The following is a 26418-nucleotide window of genomic DNA, read 5'->3' as shown; positions in this document are numbered from 1 at the left end:
TAAGTTCAGCTTCTATAATCTGATATTTCATCCTGAAACACCAAAGTGATCAAAAAAAGATCACAGTTATTTAGTATCATATTTTTATGATAATTCAAATAACTTAACTCTAATTTTTAAGAAAATTACAAAATAAAATTCACTTAAGTGCTAAAGAGGCTAGACTATCTTCAAAGGCAAGAAATTTTAATCAATCAATAATTTTAGTTTCTATAAGAACTTTAATAAAGCAATCTAAAACAATAGGTTATTAAAAATAAAGACTATAATATAAATATGTAAGTTTTGACTATCTAAGAAATAAAAGCTTCTTAATGAGACTTTTTTATTGCCTACCTGTGAGTTATCTATTTATTCTGCACTGGAGAGATGCGGGAAGATTCGGGAAGTTCTGGGATGATGTGGGATGAAAGCTAGAGCTGATGAGGATTTGATGAAATATTTAAGGGCAAACCAGGTTGAACTTGATTTGCCCTTTATTTTGCACTGAATTTTAAAAAATTATGTAATGTGCATTTTTTTTGTTTTTTATTTTGCACTGAATCTATGAGTTAATTATATTTTCATAATAAATCAATGTTTCTTCGATTAGCCTATTAATAACATAATTTTGGAAATCGCTATTATCCCAATTTAAGTAAACAAATCTCCTAACATCATCAATATGATAGGCATTACAAGGACTTATATCCTGTGATGAGTTTGATTGTGAAAAACTTTCAATCTCATAAGATAAAGCTTGTGCAATTCTAAATATAAGTTGAGCCATGCGATTATTTGTTACTTGGCTTTTATTTTTTAATGCTTTTTTTACAATGATAAATGCTGTTTCTATGGGAAAACGAAGTCTACGAGAATTTTCACCTACTAAATAATTATATAAGTTTAAAAACATATTTGAGGTTTGCATATCATCTTGTGGTAAGCGAGCAGAGATATCTAATTCTTTTTGAATCCTTACGGCTTCTTTCAGATAATAAATGCTCATACCATCACTACTTATAAAATCTTTACGATTTACATAGCTTCTTTCTTCTTCCTCATTATGGTAATCATCGGATGGATCATAAGTTTTAGAGGGACTCTCAGACTTTTGCAACTTCTCGAATGGCTCACCTCTACCATATTGTACCCATTCAAAATTAGACCCAGTAGAGTTCGCAATTTTTTTTGATACTGAGGTATGCATAGTTTGATTGTTTTTCGAAAAAATTCCGAACGCTGTGGATTTAGACAAACCTAACCTAGTACACCAATGATAAAGCGACTCATTAGAATCTCTAGTTAATTCACTATTAACCATTAAAAAATACAGTCTTTTCTGTATATCAGTTAATTCAATTTCAGCCACTTCACTTTGTTCGTAATTAAATTCCTTGTATTGCGAACATTGGACAAAATCAAAATCAGAATAGCGAACAAATTTATTTTCTTTATTTTCAGTCATTTAATCTAAAACCCACAATTTACCGTTCGTAATTAATTTGCGAACTATTTAAAACGAACTATTTACGAACTAATATGATTCAAGATTCATCAAATGATGATTCTAACGATTCAAAAAAAAGCCTTTTGGCTTAGGAGTTCTCTATGGGGTCTATGCAAAACCTTCCCAAAGAACATGATATTTGGGACAAGCATTCTATTAAAGCGGCTATTGCGAGAAAAGGTAAAAACCTTTCTGACTTAGCACGTGATTTCGATATGCCTGAACCAACTCTACGCAGTGCATTGGCTAAACCATGCAAGAGCGGAGAGCTTGTTATCTCACAGTTTCTGGATCTTCCACTATATGTGTTATTTCCAGAGCGTTGGACTATGGATAACAAGCGTATTTACCCACGTTACAGTAAAAAGCAAGTGTAGGTGTCTCAATGAAAACACATTACAGCATTGCTGAATTACATGAACTTGAATTAGACGGATTACCTACAAGTCGTCGAGGACTTGAAAAATACGTTCTAGCTCATTCGTTAAAGTATAGAGAAGTTCCGAGTAGAGGAAAAGGTGGGACTCGAAAAGAATACGAACTAAGTTCCGAACTTACGAATTTAATTTCATTACGTGAAATTAAGAATGAGGTAGTTTCTCAATCTCAACCTACTGAGGTTATATCGGTTACTAATGTTGCAAATAGTCCATTTTGCCCTTCAAGTGAACTTATGAATTGGCAACGTGAAATTGCTGAAAACCGTTTATTTGTCGTGCGCTACATTCAGCAGCAAATCAAACAAGGTACTAAAAAGACACCGGCAATCGAACAATTTATTGTAGATGCAGAAGCGCTTTTATTACCTGAAGAAATGCAGCTTGCTGTGCAAAAAGCTAATGCCAAAGCAGGTGAAGGCCGCACCGTTTCTCGTCGCAGTGTTTTCGACTGGGTTAAATCAGTAGAGGAAGCTGAACAACATAAAATCAATATTATCAGTGTACTGGCACCTAAAGCCCGTCGTTCAGATATTCCTGCCTGGGCAATGGATTTATTAAAGCTTTGGGCACAACCACAAAAACCGACTTTACCTGCTGTTTTGGAATTACTTCCAAACTACCTAAAAGCGGATGTGCCTTGCCCTAGCTACAATCAGGCATACCGTTTTATTAAGGAAAAGCTGGGTAATGTTGAAGCTCAACGTGGACGTATGGGCAGCCATGATATTAAAAACATCAAGCCGTTTATTCGTCGTGATACTGAACAGCTTTTGCCAACTGATGTGTATACCGCTGATGGTCACTGCTTTGATGCGGAAGTTGCTCACCCTATGCATGGTAAGCCATTCCGTCCTGAGATTACGTCGATTATTGATGTGGCTACACGTCGCCTGGTCGGCTGGTCTATTGACCTGGCAGAAAGTGGTTGGGCGGTACTGGATGCAGTACGTATGAGTGCCTGTGAATGCGGTATCCCTGCCATTTTCTATGTGGATAACGGTTCTGGTTATAAAAACCAAATGATGGGTGCAAAAGGCCGTGGTGTGATGGCACGTTTAAATACTGAAATGAGCCATGCTCTGCCATATAACTCTCAGGCCAAAGGTTTGATTGAACGTAGTCACCAGACTTTATGGGTAAAAGCTGCCAAAAATTTACCATCCTATATAGGTAAAGATATGGACGCCGAAGCCAGTAACAAAATGTTCAAGTTAACTCGTAGCGAAATCAAACAGATTGGTGTGTCTAAAGCACTAATGAGTTGGACTGACTTCCTTAATTATGCAGATGAAGTCGTCAGAAACTACAACAACAAACCACATAGCGGTCTGAAACGTATTACTGACCCTGTGACATTTAAAAAGCGTCATCAAAGTCCGTTGGAAGCATGGAGTGAAGCGTTAGAGCTGGGTGCTCCGATTGACTGTGTAGAGGATTGGGATGCAGAGGATCTGTTCCGTCCTTATGAGGAACGTAAGGTACGTCGAGGTGAAATTGAATTATTCGGTAACCGCTACTTTAGCCAGGAACTTGCTGAATACCACAGTGACACAGTCCTAGTGGGCTATGACATCCACAATGCTGACCGCATTACCGTGCGGGATGAAGACGGCCGATTGATCTGCTATGCATTCTGGAACGCCAATAAGCGCAGTTACTTCCCAATGACCAAAGTTGAACAAGCTCGCCAGCGTCGCGCTGACGGACGCTTACGCCGCCTAGCTGTTAAGCAGGATGAAGTATTGCAGGAAGTTAATCCTCAAGCAGTGATTGAACACATTGAAAATCAGACTGTTATTCCATTTAACCAAAACCAGCATAAGGAATTGATGGCTGAACTGAATGCTTTACCAGTTTCAAAGCCGAAAGATGGAGTGATTTATTTCAAAGATGTACACCCGATTAAGACAGCAGAAACCACTGCGGATATAGGTTTTGAAACCAAAATCCAAAGATGGATTCGTTTAGATCAGAAAGTAAAACGTAATGAGGAGATGAACGAAACAGACAAAGATTTCTGGGAGCTTTTCCAGACTTCTAAAAAGTTCGATGAACTTTCAGAGGATAACGCTGAACTAAACGCTTATTTAGCTCAGCGTCAAGGCTAAAGCGGTATTGGCGTACCACTTTTAAAACAACCTACTTATTTAATGGTGATTTATATGAACTCAAATGTCAATGCAATGGAGATGAATACTCCAACCGGAATTGCTCAGATCCGTAATATTTCACAGTGCTATACCGCTGTAAAACGTACATTGGAGCGTAATCCTTTATTGCCTGGTATTTCTGCATACTACGGACCAAGCGGCTTTGGCAAGTCTACCTCTGCCAATTTTGTGGCCACCAAAACCAATGCTTTTTATGTACAAGTCAAAAGTACATACACGAAAAAGGCTTTCTTACAAGCTTTGCTACGTGAAATGAGTATTCCTTATCCAGCAACTTTGTCTGAAATGATGGAGCTGGCGAGTAGTGAATTGGCGAAGTCTGGCCGTCCTCTCATCATTGATGAATTTGACCATCTTGTTGTTGGTAACAAGGTTGAAATTGTACGTGACCTGTATGAAGCCAGCCAAGGGACGTTCTTGATTATTGGTGAAGAAATGCTGGCACGCAAGTTGGAGAAATGGGAACGCTTTCACGGCCGTATCTTGAACTGGGTGCCTGCCCTGCCAGCCGATCTGTCTGACACTAAACTGCTATGCAGTATTTATGCACCGAAACTGGAGATTGAAGATCCTGTACTTGAACAGCTCTTGAGTTCAGTACGTGGTTCAACCCGTCGGGTATCAACCAATTTGGAAATGCTGAATGAAACAGCACTCGAAAATGGGGTTAAACACATCAGTCTAAAAACCTTAAAAACATTGTTGCCTGAAGGCTTTGTTACTGGCGAAAGCCCTAAGCCACGTAGTTTCTAAGGACTGTTTTAAATGCAAGTTGGTTTTTTAAACTCGTCAATTTTGACACAAGGGGAAAATTTTATGAAAGCAGGTCAACCGTATCAATCTCCACGCCAACGCGTTTGGACTGCTATTCGTAAAAATCAAGAATGTTTTTCAATCAAGCAAGTTGCTGGAATGGGAAATATGAAATATGAGAGCGCACGTGAGTTTGTAAGCTGTTTAGAAAAAGCGGGAATTGTTGAAATCATTTCTACTAAACCAGTTCATCACGAAAATTGTGTTGTAAAACAGAAACTTTTCAAACTTGTACGTGATCTTGGCTTTAATGTTCCAACTGTATCTAAGTCAGGTGAAATTCAGTGTAAACAGACTGGTACTAAAGCCATGTGGAATACGCTGCGGATTACCAAGAAGGCTAGCTTAAGGAGTAAGGCTATGTTTGCAACGCTTGAAGCAATGACGAAAAAATTTGGTGAACGTAAACTTGTTGAACTGACAGACAATGAACAACCTTACCAAGATGTAATTAACTTGGATAAGCTGAATGCTGCGATGAATGAGGCAAACAGCGAAATCGAAGGTTATATTGCAGCCCGTTATTCTTTACCGTTGCAAACTGTACCTCCATTCCTTGAGTCATTAGCGTGTCACATGGCACGCTACCATGCCTGCACAGGTGCCATGTCAGATAATGATCCCATCAAAACACGTTATGAAAATGCAGTTAAATCCTTAAAGGAAATTTCAAAAGGAGTCATTCAGCTGGGTGGTTCTCCAGTAGGTGAAAGTGCTCCAGTAAAGACTTCAAATAATAGTGTAGTGATGACCATTGGCCGACATGATTTTGGAGGTCGTGGATGGTGAATCTGGACTTAGGCACAGTTGAGCAGGCTTTAAAAGATGTCATGGCAAAACAGATCCAATCAAAAGCATGGCCTTGGATTCGAGAAATTAAAACTTATGGCGGTGAATTTGATGATGATATCTCCACTATCATTAATCACTTCCCTGCTATATGGGTCGCTTTTGTTGGCTCTGGAACACCAAAAAAAACCAGTCATAACAAAACCCAATATCCTGTGACATTCGTCGTTTTAGTGGGTGCTCAATCTGTTAGGAATGAAGAAGCTCGACGTCATGGTGCTGGTTCTGATATTGGCACTTTCTCCATGTTGCACCAGGTTCAAAATCTTTTAACAGGTAATGATTTGTCATCTGAAGAGATCAAAGGACTTGATCCTCTAGAATTGGGCAAAACCAAAACCATTTTTAATACCAAGACTCGTAATCAATCGATCAGTGTTCTTTCTCAAGAATTCACGACTCAATACACCATTATTGCTTCAGATCGAGACCGTGAAGAAGCTGAAACTGAATCTGAAATTCATAAAGTTAATTTTGATTATTACTTCCAACCTGATGATACGCATGTTGATGAAAGTGATTTAGTCAATCTGAAGGAAAAATAAATATGCCGCCAGTTCAAGCAGGTATTAAAACACCAGGTATTTATACTGATGTAAATATCAATACGCAGCGTGCCGGTCTTCCATCAAATGAACATAAAGTTTTATTTGTAACCGACGATGCAAAAATAATGACTCAGCCTGTTGCGATTTATGATGAAGCTGATGCAGCAGATAAGATTGTTGCCAACAGTAAAGTCGGCAAGATGATTAAAGCTGCCGTTAAAACCAATCGTTTAGTCGATGCTTATGCAATTACCTTGGCAGTTGATAATACTAATCCTGAAGCACCATTTATTGATATAGATGAAACCCTAGATATTATCGCACCATTGGGTCATACCATTATTGCTTTAAATAGCGCACCGACTGTAGGTGATCAAACCATGGCATGGACTGATCATTTAAACTTTGTCGGGGATGCAATTGAGCAACGTCCTGCTATTCTGGTCATTCCTTTTACGGATATTCATGCTGAAGAACTAAACGTTCCACGTCTAGGTGGTACACGTGCTGCAGGTACAGTCAAAGCCAAGTCTAATGCTGAAATTACCATCGAAGCTGGGACAAAACTGACTGATGGTAAAGGTCATTTTTGGAGCATCATTTCTACAACAGTCGTTCAGCCGAATATCACAACTGAAATCAGCGTAACTGCTGATCAGATTGGTGCGTCATGGAACTTTACTGGCACTTCATTGATTTGGGTCAGTCCGATTGCAGGCTTGAGTGGAACTGCTGAAGTCATATCCATTGCAGGTGGCTCTGATGAAGAAGAGCTTGAGGTATGGCGTGCCCGTATGCTTGAAAGCAAGCAGCTTGGACAAGCCCGTGACCGTGGTTCTGACCTTGAGCGGGCCATGAAAAGTGTTCCTGGCGTAGATAAAATTTATATTTATAAGAAGCGTCGTGGCTTGGGTTCCATGGATGTCTCAATCACTGCAGTCGGCAGCCCTCCCACATTACCAAACCAAGCCTTAATAGATACGGCTCAAATCGTATTAGATGAAGAAGCTGGATTTTGGGCAGATTGTCGAGTGTATTCACCGACACAGCAATTAATTGATATTACGGCTGCTGTAAAAGGCATGGGTGTGAATTTCACCGATGTTGAAACCACGATCCGCAACTATATTGCTGAGCTTGCCCCAGTTGAAGAATACCAGGCCAATGTTCTTGTATCCCGCATCATGGCTTTAGCCAATGTGGAAGATGTAGTGCTTACTCCTAATTCTAACGTTCAACCGATTGTGAACTGGATGCATACATACTGGCTGCGTACAGGCACTGTTTTAGTGAGCGCTGCGCCATGACTTTAGAAGAAACCACTGAGCTTTATGCTTCAGTATTGCGTCAGCTATTGCCTGTTGGCGGTTATGACACATCACCGAACACAGAAGCTTTGGCGGTTGATGTATATGCACATGCAAAACTGCTGGCTCAAGCGGATTTAGATGGAACAAGGCTTTTAGGTATTTTGGAAGCAATTCCACCTGAGCTAATGAATGAGTATGAAACAGAATATGGTTTACCACTGAAATGTACGGTGAATGCTAGCAGAACGATTGAAGAACGGCTTGAAATTCTGAAGTGGGTGCGCAGTACACGAAATGTCTTGAACCGAGCTTACTTTGACCAGGTTTTAAAGATTTTTGGTGTAGAGCTTTTTGAGTTTAAGAAGTTTAAACCGATGCAATGTACATCATCTTGCAATGTGCCAGTTAATACAGAGCAGCTGCGGTACAAAATTCGGATTGTAATTCCAAATACTACACCTGCTGACATGGACTGCATTATTCAGAATTACTTTCCCGGATATTTACGAATAGACGTTTTGAAAGTACCACTGCTGTTTAAGACATCGAAGCCTTATCCTTTTTATTTTGTAGAAAACCTATCGACTAGCTTATCTGTTGAAGATTCTTCAACACGTCCTGATCCAGTCTTAGTCAGCGTAAAGATACCGGCGGTTGAGAACATTGGTGCCGAATTAACTTTACATGATGTTGTGCTAAGTCGTCCTCCAAAAACTGAACTAACTGAAAACATTGGCGTACAGCTTACTGTACATGATGTTGTTGCACGGCAGATGCTCAAATACAGTATGCAAGAGAATCTTAGTGTTTCACTCGCTATGCATGATGTTGTCTCAAAACCGCGAATTAAAACCAACATTGATGAAGCCATCAATGTTTCACTTTCTATTAATGACGTTATCAGAGAAAAAATATGAAATTTAATGCAAATGTTAGTATCGGCGCAGTATTCAAGATGGTTGTGCGCAAAGCTGATACAGATGAAATTGTTCGTGAAACACCTGAATTCCATAATCTTGTATTAACGACAGGTCTTGCCAGAATGTCTACAGGCACATGGATTGACCGATGCTGTGTCGGCACTGGCAACAGTACGCCTGTCGCTTTACAAGTGGCACTAGATAGTTTTTTAGCATCCACTACTACAACTGCTTCGGGTGTAGTTGATTCAGGAGGCATACAAGTCGCTACAGCACCATACTATTGGTTTGGTCGCCGAACATGGAGATTTGATGTTGGTACAGCAACAGGAAATATTTCAGAAATAGGCTTAGGTTGGGGAAATACGACGCTGTGGAACCGCGCGCTTGTGAAAGATGCTGAAGGAAATCCAACAACCATTACGGTACTTGCAGATGAATATTTAGATGTGATTTCAGAAGTCCGCATTTACCCTCAAGAGTCTACAGGTACTTTCAATTTAGTCGATAAAACTGGAAATATTATAAGTACACATAATTTCGTTGCTCTCCCAAGATTTAGTTCAGCCACCGGTGGAGCTGCTTGGAAACCTGTTAAGGTTCAATATGCAACTAATGGCAGCATGTCTAATTCTGTATTTGGCATTGGTATTGGTGAAATTCCTACTATCCCTACAGGTTATGTCACCACTCAATTTAATACAGGAGGATTGACTCATCTTGGAATGAGCAGTGGATTAAAAGCATCTAAAACTATCCCATCTTCAGAAGCAAATATCGGAAATCACAAGTCTTTCACATCAGGCTTATATGGCTTGATGTGTGGCAGTGATTTTAATGGTAGTTTAGGTGTGAGTTGTGGTTATAACTGGGAAGTTAGTCCAGCGATTCCTAAAAATGCCGAAACTATTCTGACCTATAGTTTTACGTTGACGTGGGGGAATTATGCTTCCTAATAATGCACTTTCATCACAGCCTATCACTACTGAATTTTTCACACCGCTACGGAATGATCCATTAATTGATTTTGAATTTGGCGGCACTGCTTTACAAAATGCATCAGAAGGTCTTAGCCAAACGCTTTGGAAATGTTTCTATGAAAATGGCTCAATTAAGCTCAGTCATGATCAGCAAGAACAGACAGTTTTAAATGTAGATAATGTTGCTGCTTTAAGCTTGGGCTTTGATTTAAGTATGCGGCCAGTCATTGCGTATCTTGCAAACAGCCACTGCTATTTATGGTTTTATGACACAGCTGTTTCAAAGCAAATCACAGCAGATTTAGGCAACGGAATTACTTTCCCTCAATTATCACTAGATGAACGCAGATTGGTTCAATCATCCAATTCTGACGTGATTCTGACTTATATCCGTAACAACAAAATGTATATGCGCCTGCAGCGTGAGCGCTTTCAAACAGAACATGAAATTACACGTGCGAAACGACTCATTCAGATCGGCTCAATGAAAAACAGCCGTTTTGGTTTTGCTTACTACGATTGGGACTAAAAATGAAAAGAATTGATAGCGTAAATGCACGTGAAGATGTAAATGGCCCAGGTAAAAAAGGTTTTCATGATAATGCTGATTTACCAGGTCAGGATGCGACATACTTAACACCAGATTGGTTAAATGCAATTCAGGAAGAATTAGCGAATTTAATTGAGAAAAATGGTATTCCTTTAGATCCGAATAGTCATATTCAATTATTTGAGTTATTAGCTACAAAAAATGGGGTTCAGATTGATTTAGATACTATTGAAAATGTATTAAATCAATTTGCAGATACAATTGAAGTGCGATTGCAACAGTTGCAACGAGACCAAGAAAATGCTGACAATGAACTTCAGACTCAATTACAAGATGCAATTGAGCAATTGCAGCAACAAATTTCTAATTTATCAAGTGGACTGGCGTCACTCTATCCAAAAGTCATTATGGCTGGAGTTATTAAGCCTGGACAAGCTTGGGAAATTAACAAACCTGCTGGTAGCAACATTAGTTTTCTTGATACGCGCTACGCTATTCAGATTACACCAGAAGGTGGACATGAAGCGTGGGGTATCTCACGCCAAGATACCAAAATTGGAATTAGTGTTTTCGACCGCTCAGGTACGAACCGTGTTGGGTATTCAGGCAATATCAGCTGGTCAATTATTCAAACTGAAGGTCTTACCTCATCTGCGGGTAATAGTGATTACATCTATACAGGAACGCCTGTAGTCTTTCCTATTCTAGCTGGTGAATCCAAGTCATTCTTATTAATTGGTGCAGGTGGCGGTAGTGGTTCATCTCGTTATGAAGATTTAGTAGCTAACTCAAATCCGGCTACATTAAAAGGTATGGATGGTGAAGCTACATATCTATCTATTGATGGCACCAATATTATATTTACCGCTGGAGGTGGTAAGGCTGGCATTGGTGGTGTTGATGGCGGCAACGGTCAGTATATTAATGGTACTGCAGGTACTGGTGGCCAATGGACAATTTCTGGTGAATACACATCTGCGACTCGGAGTAATGGTCAGGCTGGTAATGCAACGGGTGCCAATCATACTGGTGCTGCAACTGATTCTAACGGACGTGGTTCAGGTGCTGACGGTGCTGATGGTTATATTACCGCTACTCAAGGTTTTGGTGGTGGGGCTGGTGAAGGTGCACGGCTTTCTATTATCTATACTAACAATACTGCTAACACTCAGTATGCACGTTTATATGTAGGTGGGGCTGGTAAAGGTGAATCATCGCTATTAACTACAGATGGAAATGGTAATACGGTTACGCCTGCTAATTATATTGCAGGTAAAAATGGTTCTAATGGTTTTGCTCGTGTATCCAGTGCGGTTTGATAAGAATTTAATTGATATTTATCTAATGCTTTGATGAGAAGCGTTAGATTTTTATTTAGTGCAGAATAACTGAAATTTTTTTAGTGCAGAATAAAAAACAAATTAGTGCAAAAAAAGCCGAAAACTTACACATTTATTTTTGATTGCTTACATAGAATTTAGAATTAAAAAAGCACTCAAGAGAATCGCTCTTAAGTGCTTGATTTATTTGGTGGGCCCAGACAGACTTGAACTGTCGACCAACGGATTATGAGTCCGCTGCTCTAACCAACTGAGCTATAGGCCCTGATAAGCTGAATTTGTTATATATCAACAAGTTCAAGCGAGGCAATACTAACGAAGATTTTTTCAAAAAACAAGCATTTTTGCTGTCACTTGCACAGTAACACAACAATTACTGAGCATATTTTAAAGGAGGATTATTTTTCCTTAAACTCCGCCCCACCCTCCTGTAAACAGATTGTAAGTTTTATAGCTAAAAGCCTTTATAGTAAGTGTTTGAAAAATTCAAATGAGAGCCAATATTTCACTCATATAAATTAAGAAGAGTAAAACTTAAAAAACAGAATGATCAATACACAGTTTTAAATAGCCAACACCTTTTAAATGAATGATTGTTGACTATCATTTTTTAAAAATGCCAAAACTAAATTAAATCCTCATCCACTCACGTTTTTTGAAATTCAAATCATGTGAAAAAGATGAAAATCTTATACCTAAAAAGTATTACTTTAATTTTTATTTAGATTGTGAAGAAATATTTTTTAAATCCAACTATAAAGATTTTTCCAGCTTCGACTGCAAATCACTGCTAAAGACTGCGTTCTTTTTGCTCTTCAATGCGAATTTCGATTAAAGACCATACAACAACCAGCATAAACAAACAAAATGCTAATAGAAAAGTTGAAACATACATCATTCTTTTCAATCCTCATTAAACTTAGGCCACATTGCGCCCTGTGTTTAAAAAATTTTATCTTCGACAAAAGTCTAATAGGTATTTTTTCATCTGAATAGTCATTATTTAGTCTTATTTTATATAACTTGATACATGTTACATCTTTAAGCTTAAGATTTAATATATAAAAGCAATTAATACACATATTTCATCCATCATATAATGCGTATCCATTTGGTTATTTTTAATTCATTAACACTTGACTACATACAAGAACAGGCAGAAATTAGCCCACTTTCATATAGTCAAATATCCCCTACATTCATGTTAAAAAAATTTATCGGTGAATCTGCATTTAAACTTGCAGGATGGAAATATCATGTTGAACCAGATGTACTTGAAGATAAGCAGGTTATTGTTGGATTTGAACATACATCCATGATGGATGCCGTGCTTTCACTGGCACTATTCCAGATTTATGATATAAAAATTCATACCCTGATTAAAAAAGAATTATTTAAAGGTCCCATGAAGCCTTTATTAGAAGCTATTGGGGGAATTTCTGTTGATCGAAAAGCAAATCAGGATATTGTTTCACTTATGGTTGAGCATTTTCAGCAGAATGAAAAATTCAATCTGGTGATTGCACCTGAAGCGACCCGTGCCAAAACGGGTGAATCTAGAAAGCCCATCCGTACAGGTTTTTGGTATATTGCCAAAGCCGCTGGTGTGCCTATTGTTTTAATGTATGCCAATTCTCAAACCAAAGAAGGTGGTATTTTAGGCAAGATTTATCCAACAGAAATTAATCACGACCTGGCTTTGTTAAAACAGCTTTACAGAGAAAAAGTTGGACTGGATATTGTGATCCCTGAACCTAAAAACTAGTTGCTATTTGTTTAAAAACTCAAAATCTAGCTCTTTCTAAGAAAAAAGGGCTTATGGTAGAATTTGCACAATCTGATAGGCATAAGGCCAATCTACAAGGAGCATATTTCGCATGGCGGGTCATTCCAAGTGGGCTAATACTAAGCATCGTAAAGCAAAACAAGATGCGAGCCGCGCTAAAGTATTCACAAAATTCATTCGTGAAATTGTTACAGCTGCCCGTTTAGGCGGCGGTGATGTTGCGTCTAACCCACGTTTACGTGCTGTCGTTGAAAAAGCATTAGTCGCAAATATGACACGTGATACCATCAACCGTGCAATCCAGCGCGGTGTTGGCGGTGAAGAAAATGCCGATTTAAAAGAAATCACTTATGAAGGTTATGGTGTAGGAGGTGTTGCGGTTATTATTGAAACAATGACTGATAACTTAAACCGTACTGTGCCTGATGTTCGTCACTGTTTCTCTAAAACTGATGGTAACTTAGGTACTGCTGGCTCAGTTGCTTATATGTTTACTAAACGCGGTGAGATTACTTTTGAAGATGTTTCTTTAGAAGATCAAATCATGGATGTGGCTTTAGAAGCCGGTGCTGAAGATATTGAAGTTGATGAAGATGAAATCTTGGTCATTACCACTCCAGAAAGTTTTGGTACAGTTCAAGATGCTTTAGCCGCTGCCGGTCTTAAATCTGACAATGCTGAAGTTGTGATGAACCCTTCAACTAAAGCCTTAATTTCAGATATCGATCAAGCGAAAAAAATCGTCAAAATGATTGATATGTTTGAAGATCTGGATGATGTTCAAAACGTTTATACCAACGTTGAATTCACAGAAGAAGTGTTAGCTCAATTAGATGATTAATTCTTTTTCCACATAAAAAAACGCACCTGAGGGTGCGTTTTTTTATGTGCTTTAAAGTCATTTTTATATAAAACTGCTACCTAAACTATAATTTCAAACCCGGTTCAGTAAGCCACTACAATTCAATACCTTGTATTCCTTAATCACAAAACTGGAATGTAATGCAACCACATGCTCAATTTTACCGATGCGTTTTAACAGAATTTCACTATAGTTTTCCATATCTTTAGCCACCACTTCGACAATAAAGTCGGCGGATTGCCCGGTCACTAAAAAAGCCTTAATGACTTCAGGAATGCTTTCCAGTTCTTCTAAAAACTTGGCAAAAGTATCCGTATCATGTTTATTTAAAGACACCTGCAAGAGCACATGTAAACTGAAACCCAGCTTGGCATAGTTAATATCACGCTTTAAATGGGTCATGATATTGGCCTCAATCAGATGCTTGATCCGTCGATGAACCGAACTCACAGACAGATTAATACGTTCCGAAAGCTCATTTAAGTTGACATCTTCATGACTCAATATTTCAAGAATCTGTTTATCAAAACGATCTAGTTCCATTTTGTACTCTTTTCAATAATCGATAGCTACGCAAAATATTACATTAGCTTTGTGATATAGCAATTATTTATTTTTCACAAAATTTTAAGATTATGAAAATATTTTCCATAAGCCTTCCAGCTTATAAAGAAAGATCTTGATGCCTACTTAAAGTACCCTAAGCCATTCAAAAATAAAAAACACTCAATGGTAATTTTAATTATATATTAAAAACTGATATCGAATTTAACACTCATCCAGTCAAGTATCCTGCTCCGGATTATCACTCATCTTTTATATTTGAATAGAAATAGATTAAAAGGAAGATGATCGACCAAAACCAAAAAATACAGTCATTTGATTTGCAATAATACGCGCTATAGAGTGCGTATTTTTATCGCTGGCTTTTAAACTCCACGCCAATCGACCCGTGCATTCCGTTCAGTGTGATAGATACGCAGCACATATTGTCCCAAGGGTAATGCCATTAAATGTTCTTTATACTGTCGAAATTCTTCAGATAAAGTTTCGCCCTGTTCTTTTTCCCAAGGTGTCCCAGGAATTTCTAGAATTGGTGCAAGCATCGAACAGACTGCAATATCAGCAAGACCAAGACGTTCACTGACAAAATAACGCCCATAATTCTCTATCAATCTTGCATTTAAATTCTGGATGATATTATCCATCTGCTGTTTAGATTCGGCCACTTTGTCTGCATTTAGTTGATAGCCTTTGGAAAGTAAGGCTTTGATAAGGGGTTTGGAATATTTTTCAAACTGGCGTAGATAGCCCTTTTCACCAATTAAAATATCTAAGGATTCTTCACTTTCCGACAAGGTATGGGCAAGCCCCCAACGGCGTACATGCCTACCCAGTTCGTTAGCAAGTCCATTGATTTCCAAAGCCAAGTGACGTTGTTGTGAATCGGCACGCAATAAAGAGTGTTCCGGATATACCTCATCCAGATATAAGGCTATTTCAGTCGAGTCGGCAATCCAAAGATCTTGATCACGTAAAATAGGCAATTTGTTCTGCCCTGTTTTTAGCTGTGCAAAGGCACGATGTACACCTGGCACCAAATTTTGTGCGACATACTCCAACTCTTTATGATCGAGCAACCAGCGCGCTTTTTCACAAAAATGAGATAAAGGAAACTGGTATAAAATTCGCATAAAAACTCCGCTTTTATTTTTTTAGTTCTGCCAAGTCAAAACCATCTAATTCAGTCGGATACTTTAGTCACCCTATCTGGGAATTACAATGCGCTTTTTATCCAAAATATCATCTTGGTACTATTAGTCATACGCTTTTTATTTTTATACATTTTTTTGTCTTGATTATCTTTAAAGCAGATATAAACCCATAAACTTCAAAAAATAAATGTTTAAAAAAATTCAAATCATGTTGTTTTTTAAACACTTAATATATGCAAAATAAATAAAAATCTTGCAGTTTTTATCTTAAACAGGATTTTTCATAAGCTTTGCAAAAGCAATTGCTTAATTTTGAACTGAATTACTTGTAGCGTTCTGATATCGATTTAAGGTGTCATTATGTCTCGTTTAATTTCTGAAAATGTTCATGTAATTGAAAACGATCTTGAAGCTATTCATGCTGCGTATCATGTCGCAGATTTTGCTTTGGAAGGTCGCAATGAACGTGATCAACAGCGTTTATTGCCTTTTGCTGAAATTGATCTGTTCAGCCAGAAAGGCTTAGGTGGTATTCGTATTCCAAAGCAATTTGGTGGTGCTTTCGTTTCCAATAAAACATTGGCACATGTATTCCGCATTCTGAATAAGGCCGATTCCAGTGTAGGACAAATCCCACAAAATCAGATTGCGCTATTAAATATGATCCAAATGATGGGTACAGAGCAGCAAAAACAGTTTATTTATCAAGAAATTTTACAAGGTAAACGCTTAGCCAATGGTGGGCCGGAACGTAATACCAAAGATACCAAAACCCTGGCGACTACATTAACGTTTGAAAATGGGCGTTATTTTGTCGATGGCGAAAAATTCTATTCAACGGGCAGCTGTTTTGCTCACTGGCTGGCGATTAAAGCTATTCATCCAGAAGGTTATGTAGTACTGACTATCGTCAATGCTCAGGCCAAAGGCGTGAAAGTGATTGATAACTGGAATGGCTTTGGGCAGCGTACCACTTCAAGTGGCACAGTCAGACTTGAGCATGTTGAAGTTGATCCGCTACTGATTTTTGATGAACGCCTGCTTTCCAGTCAGCCCAATTACCGCGGTGCGTATTCACAATTATTACAGGTTGCCATTGATGTCGGTATTGCTGAAGCGGCCTTTGCTGATACCGTGACGGCGGTGCATAAAGCCCGCCCGATTGTCGATGCACAAGTGGAAAAAGCCAGCTTTGAACACTATACCTTGCAGGAAGTTGGCAAGTCTACGGTGCTATTGGATGCTGCCATTTTGCTGCTTGATGAAGCAGCTGAATATCTGGATGAGCTGGATCAACTGCAATCAGTGACTGAAGAACAGGCGGCCAAAGCCTCTATTTTAGTCGCTGAAGCCAAGATTTATGCCAATGATGCTGCACTGCATATCTCGGAAAAATTACTGGAACTTGGCGGTAGCCGCTCCAGCCTGAGTCAGCACAACCTGGACCAGCACTGGCGCAATGCCCGTGTGCATACCCTGCATGATCCGGTGCGCTGGAAGCTACATGCGCTTGGGGATTACTACCTCAATCATACACTCCCTGCCCGCCACGCCTGGATTTAAGGATATTTGTCATGACTTCATATCAAAACATTATTTCATTTCATCCCGAACAGTTGGCGCATGCACATGTTATTCAGTCCGATGCAGAAGCGCTAGAAATTGCATGCAATCTAGCGCAACAGTTCAAAGCAGGAGCTGTGCAGCGCGATGCTGAACGCATCCTGCCTTTTGAAGAAATCGAAGCCTATAGCCAGTCTGGACTCTGGGCCATTACCGTCCCAAAACAGTATGGTGGTGCAGAGGTCTCTAGCTATACTGTAGCGCAAGTGATTGCACTAATGAGTGGTATAGATGGTTCCATTGGCCAGATTCCGCAAAACCATTTTTATGGATTGGAGATTCTGCGTAATAGCGGCACCGAACAGCAAAAACAGAAACTCTATGCTGAAGTGTTAAAAGGTGCCCGCTTTGGCAATGCCCTTGCCGAGTTTAAAACCAAAACCGCTGCACAACGCCAAACCGCGATACGCAAAACTGATCAGGGCTATGTGATTAATGGTGAAAAGTTTTATTGCACCGGCAGTTTATTTGCCCATCGCATTCCCACACTGGTGGTCAATGAACAGGATCAGCAATTCCTGGCTTTTGTTCCGCGTAATAGCGAAGGTCTGACTTTAATCGACGACTGGAGTGGTTTCGGGCAACGTACCACAGGCAGCGGCACAGTGAAATTCAATAATGTGCAAGTGCTGGCTGAAGATGTAGTGCCATTTGATATTGCCTATTCAGAGCCAACCATCTCCGGTCCATTTGCTCAATTGCTGCATGCCTCTATTGAAACCGGTATTGCCCGTGCCGCCTTTGAAGAAACTTTAAACCGTGTGCGTCAGGCCCGTCCGTGGATTGATTCTGGCGTCGATCAAGCCACCGATGACCCACTGACAAAGTTCGAACTGGGACGGATTGTCGCCGATGTACGTGCCTCTGAAGTGTTACTAAAACAGGCCGCCCGTTCAATTGATGCCGCCAGACCTGCACCGACCGCAGAAAATATCGCCAAAGCATCGTTAGATGTGGCCAAAGTACGTGCACACAGTACCGAAACTGCCTTAAAAGCATCATCCAAACTGATTGAACTGGCCGGTAGCCGTGGTAGCCAGCGCGAAGATGGTCTGGACCGCTTCTGGCGCAATGCCCGCGTACACACCCTGCATGATGCATCACGCTGGAAATATTATTTCATTGCAAATCATATTTTAAATGGCGTACTACCACCGCGCCGGGGGACATTGTAATGACAACAGCATCACAATCTGTAGCCAAGAAAATCTTGCTAAATGCTTTTGACATGAACTGTGTCGGCCATATCAATCACGGATTATGGGCCCATCCGCGTGATGAGTCGCAGCATTTTAATGAGCTGAGTTACTGGACAGATTTAGCCCAAACCCTGGAACAAGGCCTGTTTGACGGCCTGTTTATTGCCGACATTACCGGGGTGTATGATGTCTATCAAAACAATATTGACCTGACTTTAAAAGAATCGATTCAGTTGCCGAGTCATGACCCCAGTACTCTGGTTTCTGCCATGGCAGCGGTGACCCAGCATCTCGGCTTTGGGGTCACGGTGAATTTAAGTTATGAATCGCCGTATCAATTCGCTCGCCGTTTTGCCAGTCTGGATCACCTGACCCAGGGCCGTATTGGCTGGAATATTGTCACCGGTTATCTGGACAGCGCACAGCGATTAATTGGTGAAAAAGGTCTTAAAGACCATGACCTGCGCTATGAGCAAGCCGAAGAGTTTGTACAACTTTGCTATAAATTCTGGGAAGGTTCCTGGGAAGATGATGCCGTTGTAAAAGACAAGAAAAACCGAATATTTACCGATCCTGCCAAAGTACATCAGGTCAATCATCAGGGACAGTTTTACCAAAGCCAAGGCGTATTTCAGGTTTCACCCTCCATTCAGCGCACACCAGTGTTATTTCAGGCTGGTGCTTCACCGCGTGGAATGGCCTTTGCCACCCAGCATGCGGAAGGCATGTTTATTGGTGGTGATCAGCCTGCAAAAATCAAAAAGCAGGTCGATCAGATTCGTCAGCAAGCCACCGATCAAGGACGTCATCCTGAAGATATTAAAATCTTTGTCGGCATTACCGTGGTGACTGCGGAAACTGATGAACTGGCGCAGCAAAAGCTGGATGAATATCGTTCTTATGCCAGTCCTGAAGCGGGTCTGGCACATTTCTCCAGTTCTGTCGGCATTGATCTGTCCAAATTTGCCGATGATGAAGCGATCCCTTACCAAAAGACCAACAGTATTGCATCAGTCAACAATAAATTTAAAGAACAGCGCATCAGTAAAAATGATTTAAAAGCCCAGCATGTATTAGGCGGCCGTTATCCCCTGATTGTCGGGAGTGGTGCAACTGTGGCTGAAAAACTGATTCAGCTGATCGATGAAACCGGTATTGATGGCTTTAACCTGACCCGCACCGTTGCCCCTGAATCACACCATGACTTTATCCGTCTGGTTATTCCTGAATTACAGCAGCGCGGCCGTTATAAAACAGCCTACGAACACGGCAGTTTAAGACACAAACTGTTTAATCAGGGAGATCGCCTGTCGACCTCACACCCAGTTCAGCAATTTCGATGTCCAAGCTCCGCCTCAACTTCGAACTCCAACTTAAAGCAAAAACAATCCGCATAAATTTTGAGGTGCAACATGGCACAAACAGCGAAAACCAAATTCACCATTATTGGGGTGATTATTGCCGCCGTGATTATTGGACTGGTGGTCTGGAATCAACAAAAGAAATCAGCTTCTGATGAACTGGTGATTGGCATTAGCCCTTCATTTGCCAAGCCTTTACAGGTGGCAGCAGTCGAGGCCAAACAGCAAGGCCTGAATGTCAAACTGGTGGAATTTTCCGACTGGAATACGCCCAACATTACCCTGAATCACGGTGATATTGATGCCAATTTCTTCCAGCATCAACCCTTTTTGGATAATGCCAAAAAAGAAACTGACTTTAAGATCAAAGCCTTTGCCAAAGGTGCCGCCACACATGTGGGTTTGTATTCCAAAAAAATCAAAAGCTTTGATGAGTTAAAAGATGGTGCGAAGGTTGTGGTTCCAAACGATCCTGTAAACCAAGGCCGTGCTCTACTTTTATTGCAACAGGCAAAACTGATCACCCTGAAAGACCCTAAAAACCATCTGTCTAACCTGAAAGACATCGCAACCAATCCGAAAAACTTGCAGTTTGTTGAAGTCGAAGGTCCACAAACCGCGCGTGCCATTGATGAAGTCGATCTGGCTTTTGGTTATCCGCATTACTTACGTTTAGCCAAAACAGCTGATCCTGAACAGGCGCTGTTATTTGACTCTAACAAGGATAACCGTTATGCCATCCTGTTTGCCGTGCGTGAGGATTACCAAGATAAAAACGACAAGCTGAAAAAATTTGTCGAGATCTATCAAAACTCGCCAAAAGTGAAACAGGCTTTGGATGCAGATTTCGGTGCCAAACTCTGGTTCCCGGGCTGGAAATAAGGGCTTAAATCATGTCTCAAGTTTCCAAACTAAATTTAAAAAAACTGCTGATTGGCCTGACTGTCGTTATCATTATTGCAGGATTAATAACCTATCGTTATGTGCAAAACCTGCAACAGGATAATGTCCTGACGATTGGTATTAGTCCACCTTATGCGGAACTATTACAAACGGTTGCAAAAGAAGTAGAGAAAGATGGCATTCATGTCAAACTGGTAGAATTTTCAGACTGGCAGGCTCCCAATGTTGCGGTGCAAAATGGCGATATTGATGCCAACTTTTTCCAGCAAAGCGTATTTTTAAAGAATGCGGTTCAACAAACCCATTATGACCTGCATGCTTTTGGCATAGGCAGTGGCAGCCATGTCGGTTTGTATTCCAAGCAATATAAATCCTTAGATGCCTTGCCCAAAAATGCACGTGTGGTGATTCCCAGTGATCCTGTAAACTCGGCTCGTGCATTGATTTTGCTGCATCGTGCTGGTCTGATTCAAATCAAAGATATCCATAATGAGCTATCAACCCTGCAAGATATTGTGGCCAATCCAAAACAGCTTAAATTTTTAGAAGTAGAAGGTCCGCAAACGGCTCTTGCCTATGACGATGCAGATTTGATTTTTGGTTTTCCGCATTACTTAAATATGGCGAAAAAAGCCGATCCTCACAGTGCATTGTTTTTAGACCCGGTGGATAAGAAATACGCCATTCTTTTTGTGACCCGAAAAGATTATGTCGATCACGATAAAAAACTCGAAACCTTTGTCAAAGCTTTCCAGAACTCTGCAAAAGTAAAAACAATTTTAGACCGGGATTTTGGTACGGGCATGTGGTTTGAAGGCTGGAAATAAGGAGAATAAAATGGTGAGTTTTGGTTCACAGGTGGACTTTTCTGTTCCCCATATCAAGATCAGAAACCTGAATAAATATTATGAAGTACAAGGACAATCTGTACATGCCTTGAAAAACATCAACCTGGATATTCCGGAAGGCAAAATTTTTGGCATTATCGGCAAAAGTGGCGCAGGCAAATCTTCCTTGCTGCGTACTTTAAATGGTCTGGAGCAGATCAGTGAAGGACATATTCACATTCACCAGCAGGATCTGGCTGAACTGAAACATGCTGAACTGATCCAGCTCAGACAGCGCATTGGCATGATCTTCCAGCACTTTAATTTAATGTCGGCCAAGACCGTTTGGGAAAATGTTGCCCTGCCGCTAAAAGTCGCCAACTATAACAAACACGAGATTGAAGCGCGGGTCAATGAAGTCCTGCAACTGGTCGGTTTGAGTGAAAAAGCACACAACTATCCGTCCCAGTTATCCGGCGGACAAAAGCAGCGTGTCGGGATTGCCCGGGCGCTGGTTCACCATCCAGAAATTTTGCTGTGTGACGAAGCAACCTCTGCCCTGGACCCGGAAAGCACTTCTGTGGTGCTGTCTCTGCTCAAGGAAATCAATCAGAAGCTCGGCATCACCATTGTGCTGATTACTCATGAAATGCAGGTCATTCGTGAAATTTGTGATCAGGTGGTAGTCATTGAACATGGCGAAATTGTCGAAGCGGGTGAAGTCTGGTCGGTCTTTTCTAATCCACAGCAGCAGATTACTCAGGAATTGCTGAATCTGGAACAGCTGGAATTACCTTTTGCGATAACGCCAGAGATTATTGCCGACAGTTCACATAGCATTTTAAAATTACGTTATGCCTCTAGTGTTCAGTATTCACCAGATTTGAAAGTGATTTTCGAGCAGTTCGATAATCCAGTTCATCTCTATCAGAGTCATATCGATAGCATCCAGAACCATCTGGTTGGCAGTTTTATTGTGGCAATCCCCGATCTGCATATAAATACCACACTACTCCAGCAGAAATTAAAACAGTACATTGCACAGATTGAGGTCATTGGCTATGCACGACCAGCTCATTGATTTATTACTTACAGGCATAATTGACACTTTATTGATGGTGGGGGTATCTGCGCTTGTTGCCTTTATCATTGGCTTGCCCATCGCGGTCATTTTGGTCAGCACTTCCGAACATGGCATCTATCCGTCCAAAAGCATCAATCAGGCTTTAGGCTGGGTGGTTAACATTACCCGTTCAGTACCGTTTTTAATTTTAATGGTAGCGCTCATTCCACTCACCCGCTGGATTGTCGGTACCAGTTATGGGGTCTGGGCTGCGGTAGTGCCTTTAACCTTGGCAGCCACACCTTTCTTTGCCCGCATTGCAGAAGTCAGTTTACGCGAGGTCGATCAGGGTCTGATTGAAGCCGCCCAAGCGATTGGCTGTAACCGCAAGCAGATCATCTGGCATGTGCTGCTACCTGAAGCCCTGCCCGGGATTGTGGCAGGCTTTACCGTGACCTTGGTGACCATGATCAACTCATCGGCGATTGCCGGTGCCATTGGCGCAGGTGGTTTAGGCGATATTGCCTATCGTTATGGTTATCAGCGTTTTGACATGCAGATTATGCTGGCCGTGATTGTCGTGCTGGTGATTCTGGTCATGCTGGTACAGGCCACAGGCGATTCCATCTCCAGCCAGCTTGATAAACGTAAAATTTAAATCCCTATCCATTTTATGAGTTTTCAACAAAGCATTCAGCCATGACCTGACTTTGTCATGGCTTTCATGTAAAATCAGCGGCAATTTTTAAATAACACATTGTGAGTCATTTTATGGGTTTTAATTGCGGTATTGTCGGCTTGCCGAACGTTGGTAAATCTACACTTTTCAATGCATTGACTAAAGCTGCTATTGCTGCAGAAAATTTCCCGTTCTGTACCATCGAACCAAACACCGGTATCGTGCCTGTACCTGACCTACGCATGGACAAACTTGCGGAAATCGTTAAACCACAACGCGTGCTTCCAACCACGATGGAATTTGTGGATATTGCCGGTCTGGTTGCAGGTGCATCTAAAGGTGAAGGTCTGGGTAACCAGTTCCTGGCCAACATCCGTGAAACCGATGCGATTGCACACGTGGTTCGTTGTTTTGAAGATGAAAACGTGATTCATGTAAACGGTAAGATTGATCCTCTGGATGATATTGCAACCATCAATACAGAACTTGCACTGGCTGATCTGGAAACTGTGACTAAAGCGGTTACGCGTTTGGCTAAATCTGCAAAAGGGGGCGACAAAGATGCTGTTGCGACCAAAGCGGTACTAGACAAAATTTTACCGTTACTAGATGAAGGCAAACCTGCCCGTGCAGCCAATCTGGATGATGATGAACGTAAACTGGTACGTGGTTTCGGTTTAATGACTTTAAAACCAACCATGTATATTGCCAATGTGGCTGAAGATGGTTTTGAAAACAACCCGCATCTGGAAGCCGTTAAAAAATTGGCTGCTGAAGAAAATGCGATTGTGGTTCCACTGTGCAACCAAATTGAAGCCGAAATTTCATTGCTTGAAGATGAAGACCGCGCTGAATTTTTAGAAGCGATGGGCATGGAAGAACCAGGCCTAAACATCGTGATTCGTGCCGGTTACAGCCTGCTTGGCTTACAGACTTACTTCACTGCAGGTGTACAGGAAGTTCGTGCCTGGACAGTAAAAGTCGGTGCGACGGCGCCTCAAGCAGCGGGCGTGATTCATACTGACTTCGAAAAAGGCTTTATCCGTGCTGAATGTATTGCTTATGATGACTTCGTACAATACAACGGCGAAGCTGGCGCGAAAGAAGCCGGTAAATGGCGTTTGGAAGGTAAGACTTACGTGGTTCAGGACGGTGACGTGCTGCACTTCCGTTTTAACGTTTAAACCATTCTGACGTTTCAAAACAGTTTAAAGCCAGCATGATGCTGGCTTTTTTATTTAGAGCTGTTTTCAGTTTAGATTAACGGTCTTGGCATCCATTACAGCGCGTTGCTTACGAGCTTCTGCCAGCATACGTTGCTCCAGCTCTTTTCGAAACCCAAACATAAACACCATTTCAGCCAGAACAAATAAAGGGCCGATCGCCAGACCAATCACATCATCCATAAAAGCCGGTTTTTTCTTTTCATAAAAATGGCCCACAAACTGGAATATCCATCCCACCACAAAAATGCCAATGCTCAGGCTTAACCAGACAGTCATATCCAGCTGCGCAATCCTGTAAGCAGATGGATAAGCAAGCGCATAGATGAGCAACATGATCAGGCCAAAGATGCGGTCCAGACTGAGATAATACACTGTACTTGCCAATAGTAATGCTAAAGCCAGCGTCAGCTCGACACCTGAAATGACCACACCGGCACGTGCAGTCAGACACATGATTGAAAATACAATCAATGGAATACCAATAAAGTGAGTATAAATATTTTTCTGGTCCAGATGATAGGCGGCATACTGGCTCAGTAATTGTTCTAATTTGGTCATGACCATCTTCCTTGTTAGACTTATATTTTCATTTCACTATATAAAAAAATATCAGGACAAGTTGTCAGCTAGCCGACAACTCAGATTAAAAAGGAATAAAAATGCTCGAACCCATTTATATTAAACATTTAGAGCAGAATATCTGGTTTGCACAATTGCCTGCGCTATTTAAGGATTTTATTGTGAACTGTGCTGTGCAGCAGCGTTTTGACAAGGAACAAAGCATCTTCCGTTCAGGAGATATATTTAATGGGATCTATGCCATTTTAGAAGGTGCGGTTCGCCTGGGTTATATTGACATTCATGGCAAAGCTGCTGTGGCGGCCATTGTAGAACCGGTTATGTGGTTTGGTGAAATCTCGCTGGTGGATGCCCAGCCCCGTTCCCACGATGCGATTGCAACTCAGAAAAGCCTGATCCTGCATATACCGAGTACCGCACTACAATCCCTGCTGCAACAGCACCCAGTTTTTTGGTATCACATCGCACAATTAACCAGCCAAAAGTTACGCTTTGCTTTTTTGGAGCTGATTTCCATTCAAACGCAAAGCATCAGCCAGCGTTTGGCACAACGCCTGATGTTTATTTTAAATGGCTATGGCAATCATTTAAGTATTGAAAAGAATGTCATTCATTTATCTCAGGAACAACTGGCACAAATGCTGACCTGCTCCCGACAAACCATCAATCAGGAACTACAAGCGTTGGAACAGCAAAATATTTTATGCGTATCTTTTAAGAAAATTGAAATTTTAGATGTAGCGAAACTGCATCGCATTGCGCATGCCTTTCCCAATATTTAAATCGGAAGATGAATGAAATTTTAAACCATGAAAATAATTCAGAGATGTATAGCATTGCAGTGTCAGCTGTTCTACGGCCAAGCATGACAGGTGAATAACTTGCCTGATGATGGATTTATTTTACACATCGTGCTTATGAACGTAATTGGCACACATTGACATCATCAAAACCATTGGTGCATGGCGCAACTTCATATTCATTGTCCGATGATGACTGGATGGCTTGTAGCGGCTCTGCAGCTGTGGTAACACTACTCAAAGCGCTTAGAACAACAGCTATACTTATAGATAAAAACACTTTATTTAACATCATTATTACTCCTGATCGCTACTAAAGTTAAATATATTTAGAATTAAATTGAATTTTTTATCATAAAAACACACATTATTATACACATTTTAT

The 26418-nt window shown here is 40.8% G+C and carries 25 protein-coding genes, 1 tRNA gene and 1 pseudogene; 21 read left to right on the top strand and 6 right to left on the bottom strand.

All coding sequences use genetic code 11. The features are described 5' to 3' along the window. Positions 1 to 544: 544 nt before the first annotated feature. Positions 545 to 1447: a hypothetical protein gene (locus B9T38_RS01350; RefSeq protein WP_086195061.1), complete on the bottom strand. Its 903-nt coding sequence runs from the start codon at positions 1445 to 1447 to the stop codon at positions 545 to 547. A 143-nt stretch (positions 1448 to 1590) separates the two neighbouring features. On the opposite strand from B9T38_RS01350, the gene B9T38_RS01345 reads away from it, so the two are divergent. The 10 genes and pseudogenes from B9T38_RS01345 (at position 1591) to B9T38_RS01295 (ending at position 11389) form a co-directional block, all read left to right on the top strand. Further along, on the top strand, positions 1591 to 1866 hold the full coding sequence (locus tag B9T38_RS01345; protein WP_086195060.1) for a helix-turn-helix domain-containing protein: 276 nt from the start codon (positions 1591 to 1593) through the stop codon (positions 1864 to 1866). A 296-nt stretch (positions 1867 to 2162) separates the two neighbouring features. After that, a complete protein-coding gene (locus B9T38_RS01340) occupies positions 2163 to 4037 on the top strand; it encodes a Mu transposase C-terminal domain-containing protein (RefSeq protein WP_251992199.1) in 1875 nt (624 codons plus the stop codon). Positions 4038 to 4091: 54 nt separating this feature from the next. Next, positions 4092 to 4853, top strand: coding sequence for an AAA family ATPase (locus B9T38_RS01335; protein WP_251992198.1), 762 nt, complete (start codon positions 4092 to 4094; stop codon positions 4851 to 4853). A 420-nt stretch (positions 4854 to 5273) separates the two neighbouring features. Then, complete coding sequence (locus B9T38_RS01330; protein WP_086195141.1) at positions 5274 to 5702, top strand: gp436 family protein; 429 nt, start codon at positions 5274 to 5276, stop codon at positions 5700 to 5702. Beyond that, entirely contained in the window at positions 5696 to 6307 is a 612-nt protein-coding gene (locus tag B9T38_RS01325) for a phage protein Gp37 (protein ID WP_086195058.1), read from the top strand. Before B9T38_RS01330 ends, B9T38_RS01325 begins: the two co-directional genes overlap by 7 nt. A gap of 293 nt (positions 6308 to 6600) precedes the next feature. Then, positions 6601 to 7617, top strand: a complete 1017-nt coding sequence (locus B9T38_RS01315) for a baseplate J/gp47 family protein (protein WP_086195140.1) — start codon at positions 6601 to 6603, stop codon at positions 7615 to 7617. After that, a pseudogene (locus B9T38_RS01310) lies at positions 7614 to 8138 on the top strand (hypothetical protein); the annotation flags it as partial. The gene B9T38_RS01315 and the pseudogene B9T38_RS01310, both read left to right, overlap by 4 nt. 395 nt (positions 8139 to 8533) lie before the next feature. Next, positions 8534 to 9496, top strand: coding sequence for a hypothetical protein (locus B9T38_RS01305; RefSeq protein WP_086195057.1), 963 nt, complete (start codon positions 8534 to 8536; stop codon positions 9494 to 9496). Further along, the gene (locus B9T38_RS01300) at positions 9486 to 10049 is read left to right on the top strand and encodes a hypothetical protein (RefSeq protein ID WP_086195056.1); all 564 of its coding nucleotides are present in this window, start codon (positions 9486 to 9488) and stop codon (positions 10047 to 10049) included. Before B9T38_RS01305 ends, B9T38_RS01300 begins: the two co-directional genes overlap by 11 nt. Positions 10050 to 10051: 2 nt before the next feature. Beyond that, positions 10052 to 11389: a hypothetical protein gene (locus tag B9T38_RS01295; protein WP_086195055.1), complete on the top strand. Its 1338-nt coding sequence runs from the start codon at positions 10052 to 10054 to the stop codon at positions 11387 to 11389. Positions 11390 to 11598: 209 nt separating this feature from the next. Here B9T38_RS01295 and B9T38_RS01290 read toward each other — a convergent pair. Next, a tRNA-Ile gene (locus B9T38_RS01290) sits at positions 11599 to 11675 on the bottom strand. Positions 11676 to 12611: 936 nt separating this feature from the next. On the opposite strand from B9T38_RS01290, the gene B9T38_RS01285 reads away from it, so the two are divergent. Both B9T38_RS01285 and B9T38_RS01280 read left to right on the top strand, forming a co-directional pair. Continuing rightward, entirely contained in the window at positions 12612 to 13175 is a 564-nt protein-coding gene (locus B9T38_RS01285) for a 1-acyl-sn-glycerol-3-phosphate acyltransferase (protein ID WP_086195139.1), read from the top strand. Positions 13176 to 13287: 112 nt separating this feature from the next. Beyond that, a complete protein-coding gene (locus tag B9T38_RS01280; RefSeq protein ID WP_086195054.1) occupies positions 13288 to 14037 on the top strand; it encodes a YebC/PmpR family DNA-binding transcriptional regulator in 750 nt (249 codons plus the stop codon). Positions 14038 to 14130: 93 nt separating this feature from the next. On the opposite strand, the gene B9T38_RS01275 is transcribed toward B9T38_RS01280, so the two are convergent. Together B9T38_RS01275 and B9T38_RS01270 are read right to left on the bottom strand one after the other, a co-directional pair. Next, on the bottom strand, positions 14131 to 14601 hold the full coding sequence (locus B9T38_RS01275; RefSeq protein WP_086195053.1) for an Lrp/AsnC family transcriptional regulator: 471 nt from the start codon (positions 14599 to 14601) through the stop codon (positions 14131 to 14133). Between the two features lie 386 nt (positions 14602 to 14987). Further along, positions 14988 to 15752, bottom strand: coding sequence for a glutathione S-transferase family protein (locus B9T38_RS01270; RefSeq protein ID WP_086195052.1), 765 nt, complete (start codon positions 15750 to 15752; stop codon positions 14988 to 14990). 381 nt (positions 15753 to 16133) lie between these two features. Here B9T38_RS01270 and B9T38_RS01265 point away from each other — a divergent pair, with 381 nt between their 5' ends. From B9T38_RS01265 to ychF, 8 genes are all read left to right on the top strand, one after another. Further along, entirely contained in the window at positions 16134 to 17336 is a 1203-nt protein-coding gene (locus tag B9T38_RS01265; protein WP_086195051.1) for an SfnB family sulfur acquisition oxidoreductase, read from the top strand. A gap of 11 nt (positions 17337 to 17347) precedes the next feature. Further along, positions 17348 to 18571 (top strand): SfnB family sulfur acquisition oxidoreductase, encoded by a 1224-nt coding sequence (locus B9T38_RS01260; RefSeq protein WP_086195050.1) that lies wholly within the window; start codon positions 17348 to 17350, stop codon positions 18569 to 18571. Next, on the top strand, positions 18571 to 19992 hold the full coding sequence (locus B9T38_RS01255; protein WP_086195049.1) for an LLM class flavin-dependent oxidoreductase: 1422 nt from the start codon (positions 18571 to 18573) through the stop codon (positions 19990 to 19992). Before B9T38_RS01260 ends, B9T38_RS01255 begins: the two co-directional genes overlap by 1 nt. 15 nt (positions 19993 to 20007) lie before the next feature. Then, positions 20008 to 20838 carry a MetQ/NlpA family ABC transporter substrate-binding protein gene (locus tag B9T38_RS01250; RefSeq protein ID WP_086195048.1) on the top strand — a complete coding sequence of 277 codons (831 nt, stop codon included), beginning with the start codon at positions 20008 to 20010 and terminating at the stop codon, positions 20836 to 20838. An 11-nt stretch (positions 20839 to 20849) separates the two neighbouring features. Continuing rightward, positions 20850 to 21686, top strand: a complete 837-nt coding sequence (locus B9T38_RS01245; RefSeq protein ID WP_086195047.1) for a MetQ/NlpA family ABC transporter substrate-binding protein — start codon at positions 20850 to 20852, stop codon at positions 21684 to 21686. A 10-nt stretch (positions 21687 to 21696) separates the two neighbouring features. Continuing rightward, the gene (locus B9T38_RS01240; RefSeq protein WP_086195046.1) at positions 21697 to 22767 is read left to right on the top strand and encodes a methionine ABC transporter ATP-binding protein; all 1071 of its coding nucleotides are present in this window, start codon (positions 21697 to 21699) and stop codon (positions 22765 to 22767) included. Then, the gene (locus tag B9T38_RS01235; protein ID WP_086195045.1) at positions 22748 to 23407 is read left to right on the top strand and encodes a methionine ABC transporter permease; all 660 of its coding nucleotides are present in this window, start codon (positions 22748 to 22750) and stop codon (positions 23405 to 23407) included. The genes B9T38_RS01240 and B9T38_RS01235 overlap by 20 nt, the downstream gene beginning before the upstream one ends. A 113-nt stretch (positions 23408 to 23520) precedes the next feature. Beyond that, on the top strand, positions 23521 to 24612 hold the full coding sequence (gene ychF / locus B9T38_RS01230; RefSeq protein ID WP_086195044.1) for a redox-regulated ATPase YchF: 1092 nt from the start codon (positions 23521 to 23523) through the stop codon (positions 24610 to 24612). Between the two features lie 66 nt (positions 24613 to 24678). Here the strand turns inward: ychF and B9T38_RS01225 are convergent, their stop codons facing one another. After that, positions 24679 to 25212 (bottom strand): Mpo1 family 2-hydroxy fatty acid dioxygenase, encoded by a 534-nt coding sequence (locus tag B9T38_RS01225; protein ID WP_086195043.1) that lies wholly within the window; start codon positions 25210 to 25212, stop codon positions 24679 to 24681. Positions 25213 to 25313: 101 nt separating this feature from the next. On the opposite strand from B9T38_RS01225, the gene B9T38_RS01220 reads away from it, so the two are divergent. Continuing rightward, the gene (locus tag B9T38_RS01220) at positions 25314 to 26015 is read left to right on the top strand and encodes a Crp/Fnr family transcriptional regulator (protein WP_086195042.1); all 702 of its coding nucleotides are present in this window, start codon (positions 25314 to 25316) and stop codon (positions 26013 to 26015) included. A 133-nt stretch (positions 26016 to 26148) separates the two neighbouring features. Here the strand turns inward: B9T38_RS01220 and B9T38_RS16535 are convergent, their stop codons facing one another. Next, entirely contained in the window at positions 26149 to 26328 is a 180-nt protein-coding gene (locus B9T38_RS16535) for a hypothetical protein (protein ID WP_143222630.1), read from the bottom strand. Between the last annotated feature and the right edge of the window lie 90 nt (positions 26329 to 26418).

It is taken from the genome of Acinetobacter sp. ANC 4218 (assembly GCF_002135245.1).
GTDB lineage: Bacteria > Pseudomonadota > Gammaproteobacteria > Pseudomonadales > Moraxellaceae > Acinetobacter.
The sequence above is the reverse complement of the archived record's forward strand: the minus strand, read 5'-3'. Positions and strand labels throughout refer to the sequence as shown.

What these genes read in the sequence shown, in the direction of transcription:
- B9T38_RS01350 (WP_086195061.1), bottom strand. Translation starts at nt 1,447, where the DNA reads ATGACTGAAAATAAAGAAAATAAATTTGTTCGCTATTCTGATTTTGAT.
- B9T38_RS01345 (WP_086195060.1), top strand. Translation starts at nt 1,591, where the DNA reads ATGGGGTCTATGCAAAACCTTCCCAAAGAACATGATATTTGGGACAAG.
- B9T38_RS01340 (WP_251992199.1), top strand. Translation starts at nt 2,163, where the DNA reads ATGAATTGGCAACGTGAAATTGCTGAAAACCGTTTATTTGTCGTGCGC.
- B9T38_RS01335 (WP_251992198.1), top strand. Translation starts at nt 4,092, where the DNA reads ATGAACTCAAATGTCAATGCAATGGAGATGAATACTCCAACCGGAATT.
- B9T38_RS01330 (WP_086195141.1), top strand. Translation starts at nt 5,274, where the DNA reads ATGTTTGCAACGCTTGAAGCAATGACGAAAAAATTTGGTGAACGTAAA.
- B9T38_RS01325 (WP_086195058.1), top strand. Translation starts at nt 5,696, where the DNA reads ATGGTGAATCTGGACTTAGGCACAGTTGAGCAGGCTTTAAAAGATGTC.
- B9T38_RS01305 (WP_086195057.1), top strand. Translation starts at nt 8,534, where the DNA reads ATGAAATTTAATGCAAATGTTAGTATCGGCGCAGTATTCAAGATGGTT.
- B9T38_RS01300 (WP_086195056.1), top strand. Translation starts at nt 9,486, where the DNA reads ATGCTTCCTAATAATGCACTTTCATCACAGCCTATCACTACTGAATTT.
- B9T38_RS01295 (WP_086195055.1), top strand. Translation starts at nt 10,052, where the DNA reads ATGAAAAGAATTGATAGCGTAAATGCACGTGAAGATGTAAATGGCCCA.
- B9T38_RS01285 (WP_086195139.1), top strand. Translation starts at nt 12,612, where the DNA reads ATGTTAAAAAAATTTATCGGTGAATCTGCATTTAAACTTGCAGGATGG.
- B9T38_RS01280 (WP_086195054.1), top strand. Translation starts at nt 13,288, where the DNA reads ATGGCGGGTCATTCCAAGTGGGCTAATACTAAGCATCGTAAAGCAAAA.
- B9T38_RS01275 (WP_086195053.1), bottom strand. Translation starts at nt 14,601, where the DNA reads ATGGAACTAGATCGTTTTGATAAACAGATTCTTGAAATATTGAGTCAT.
- B9T38_RS01270 (WP_086195052.1), bottom strand. Translation starts at nt 15,752, where the DNA reads ATGCGAATTTTATACCAGTTTCCTTTATCTCATTTTTGTGAAAAAGCG.
- B9T38_RS01265 (WP_086195051.1), top strand. Translation starts at nt 16,134, where the DNA reads ATGTCTCGTTTAATTTCTGAAAATGTTCATGTAATTGAAAACGATCTT.
- B9T38_RS01260 (WP_086195050.1), top strand. Translation starts at nt 17,348, where the DNA reads ATGACTTCATATCAAAACATTATTTCATTTCATCCCGAACAGTTGGCG.
- B9T38_RS01255 (WP_086195049.1), top strand. Translation starts at nt 18,571, where the DNA reads ATGACAACAGCATCACAATCTGTAGCCAAGAAAATCTTGCTAAATGCT.
- B9T38_RS01250 (WP_086195048.1), top strand. Translation starts at nt 20,008, where the DNA reads ATGGCACAAACAGCGAAAACCAAATTCACCATTATTGGGGTGATTATT.
- B9T38_RS01245 (WP_086195047.1), top strand. Translation starts at nt 20,850, where the DNA reads ATGTCTCAAGTTTCCAAACTAAATTTAAAAAAACTGCTGATTGGCCTG.
- B9T38_RS01240 (WP_086195046.1), top strand. Translation starts at nt 21,697, where the DNA reads ATGGTGAGTTTTGGTTCACAGGTGGACTTTTCTGTTCCCCATATCAAG.
- B9T38_RS01235 (WP_086195045.1), top strand. Translation starts at nt 22,748, where the DNA reads ATGCACGACCAGCTCATTGATTTATTACTTACAGGCATAATTGACACT.
- ychF (WP_086195044.1), top strand. Translation starts at nt 23,521, where the DNA reads ATGGGTTTTAATTGCGGTATTGTCGGCTTGCCGAACGTTGGTAAATCT.
- B9T38_RS01225 (WP_086195043.1), bottom strand. Translation starts at nt 25,212, where the DNA reads ATGACCAAATTAGAACAATTACTGAGCCAGTATGCCGCCTATCATCTG.
- B9T38_RS01220 (WP_086195042.1), top strand. Translation starts at nt 25,314, where the DNA reads ATGCTCGAACCCATTTATATTAAACATTTAGAGCAGAATATCTGGTTT.
- B9T38_RS16535 (WP_143222630.1), bottom strand. Translation starts at nt 26,328, where the DNA reads ATGATGTTAAATAAAGTGTTTTTATCTATAAGTATAGCTGTTGTTCTA.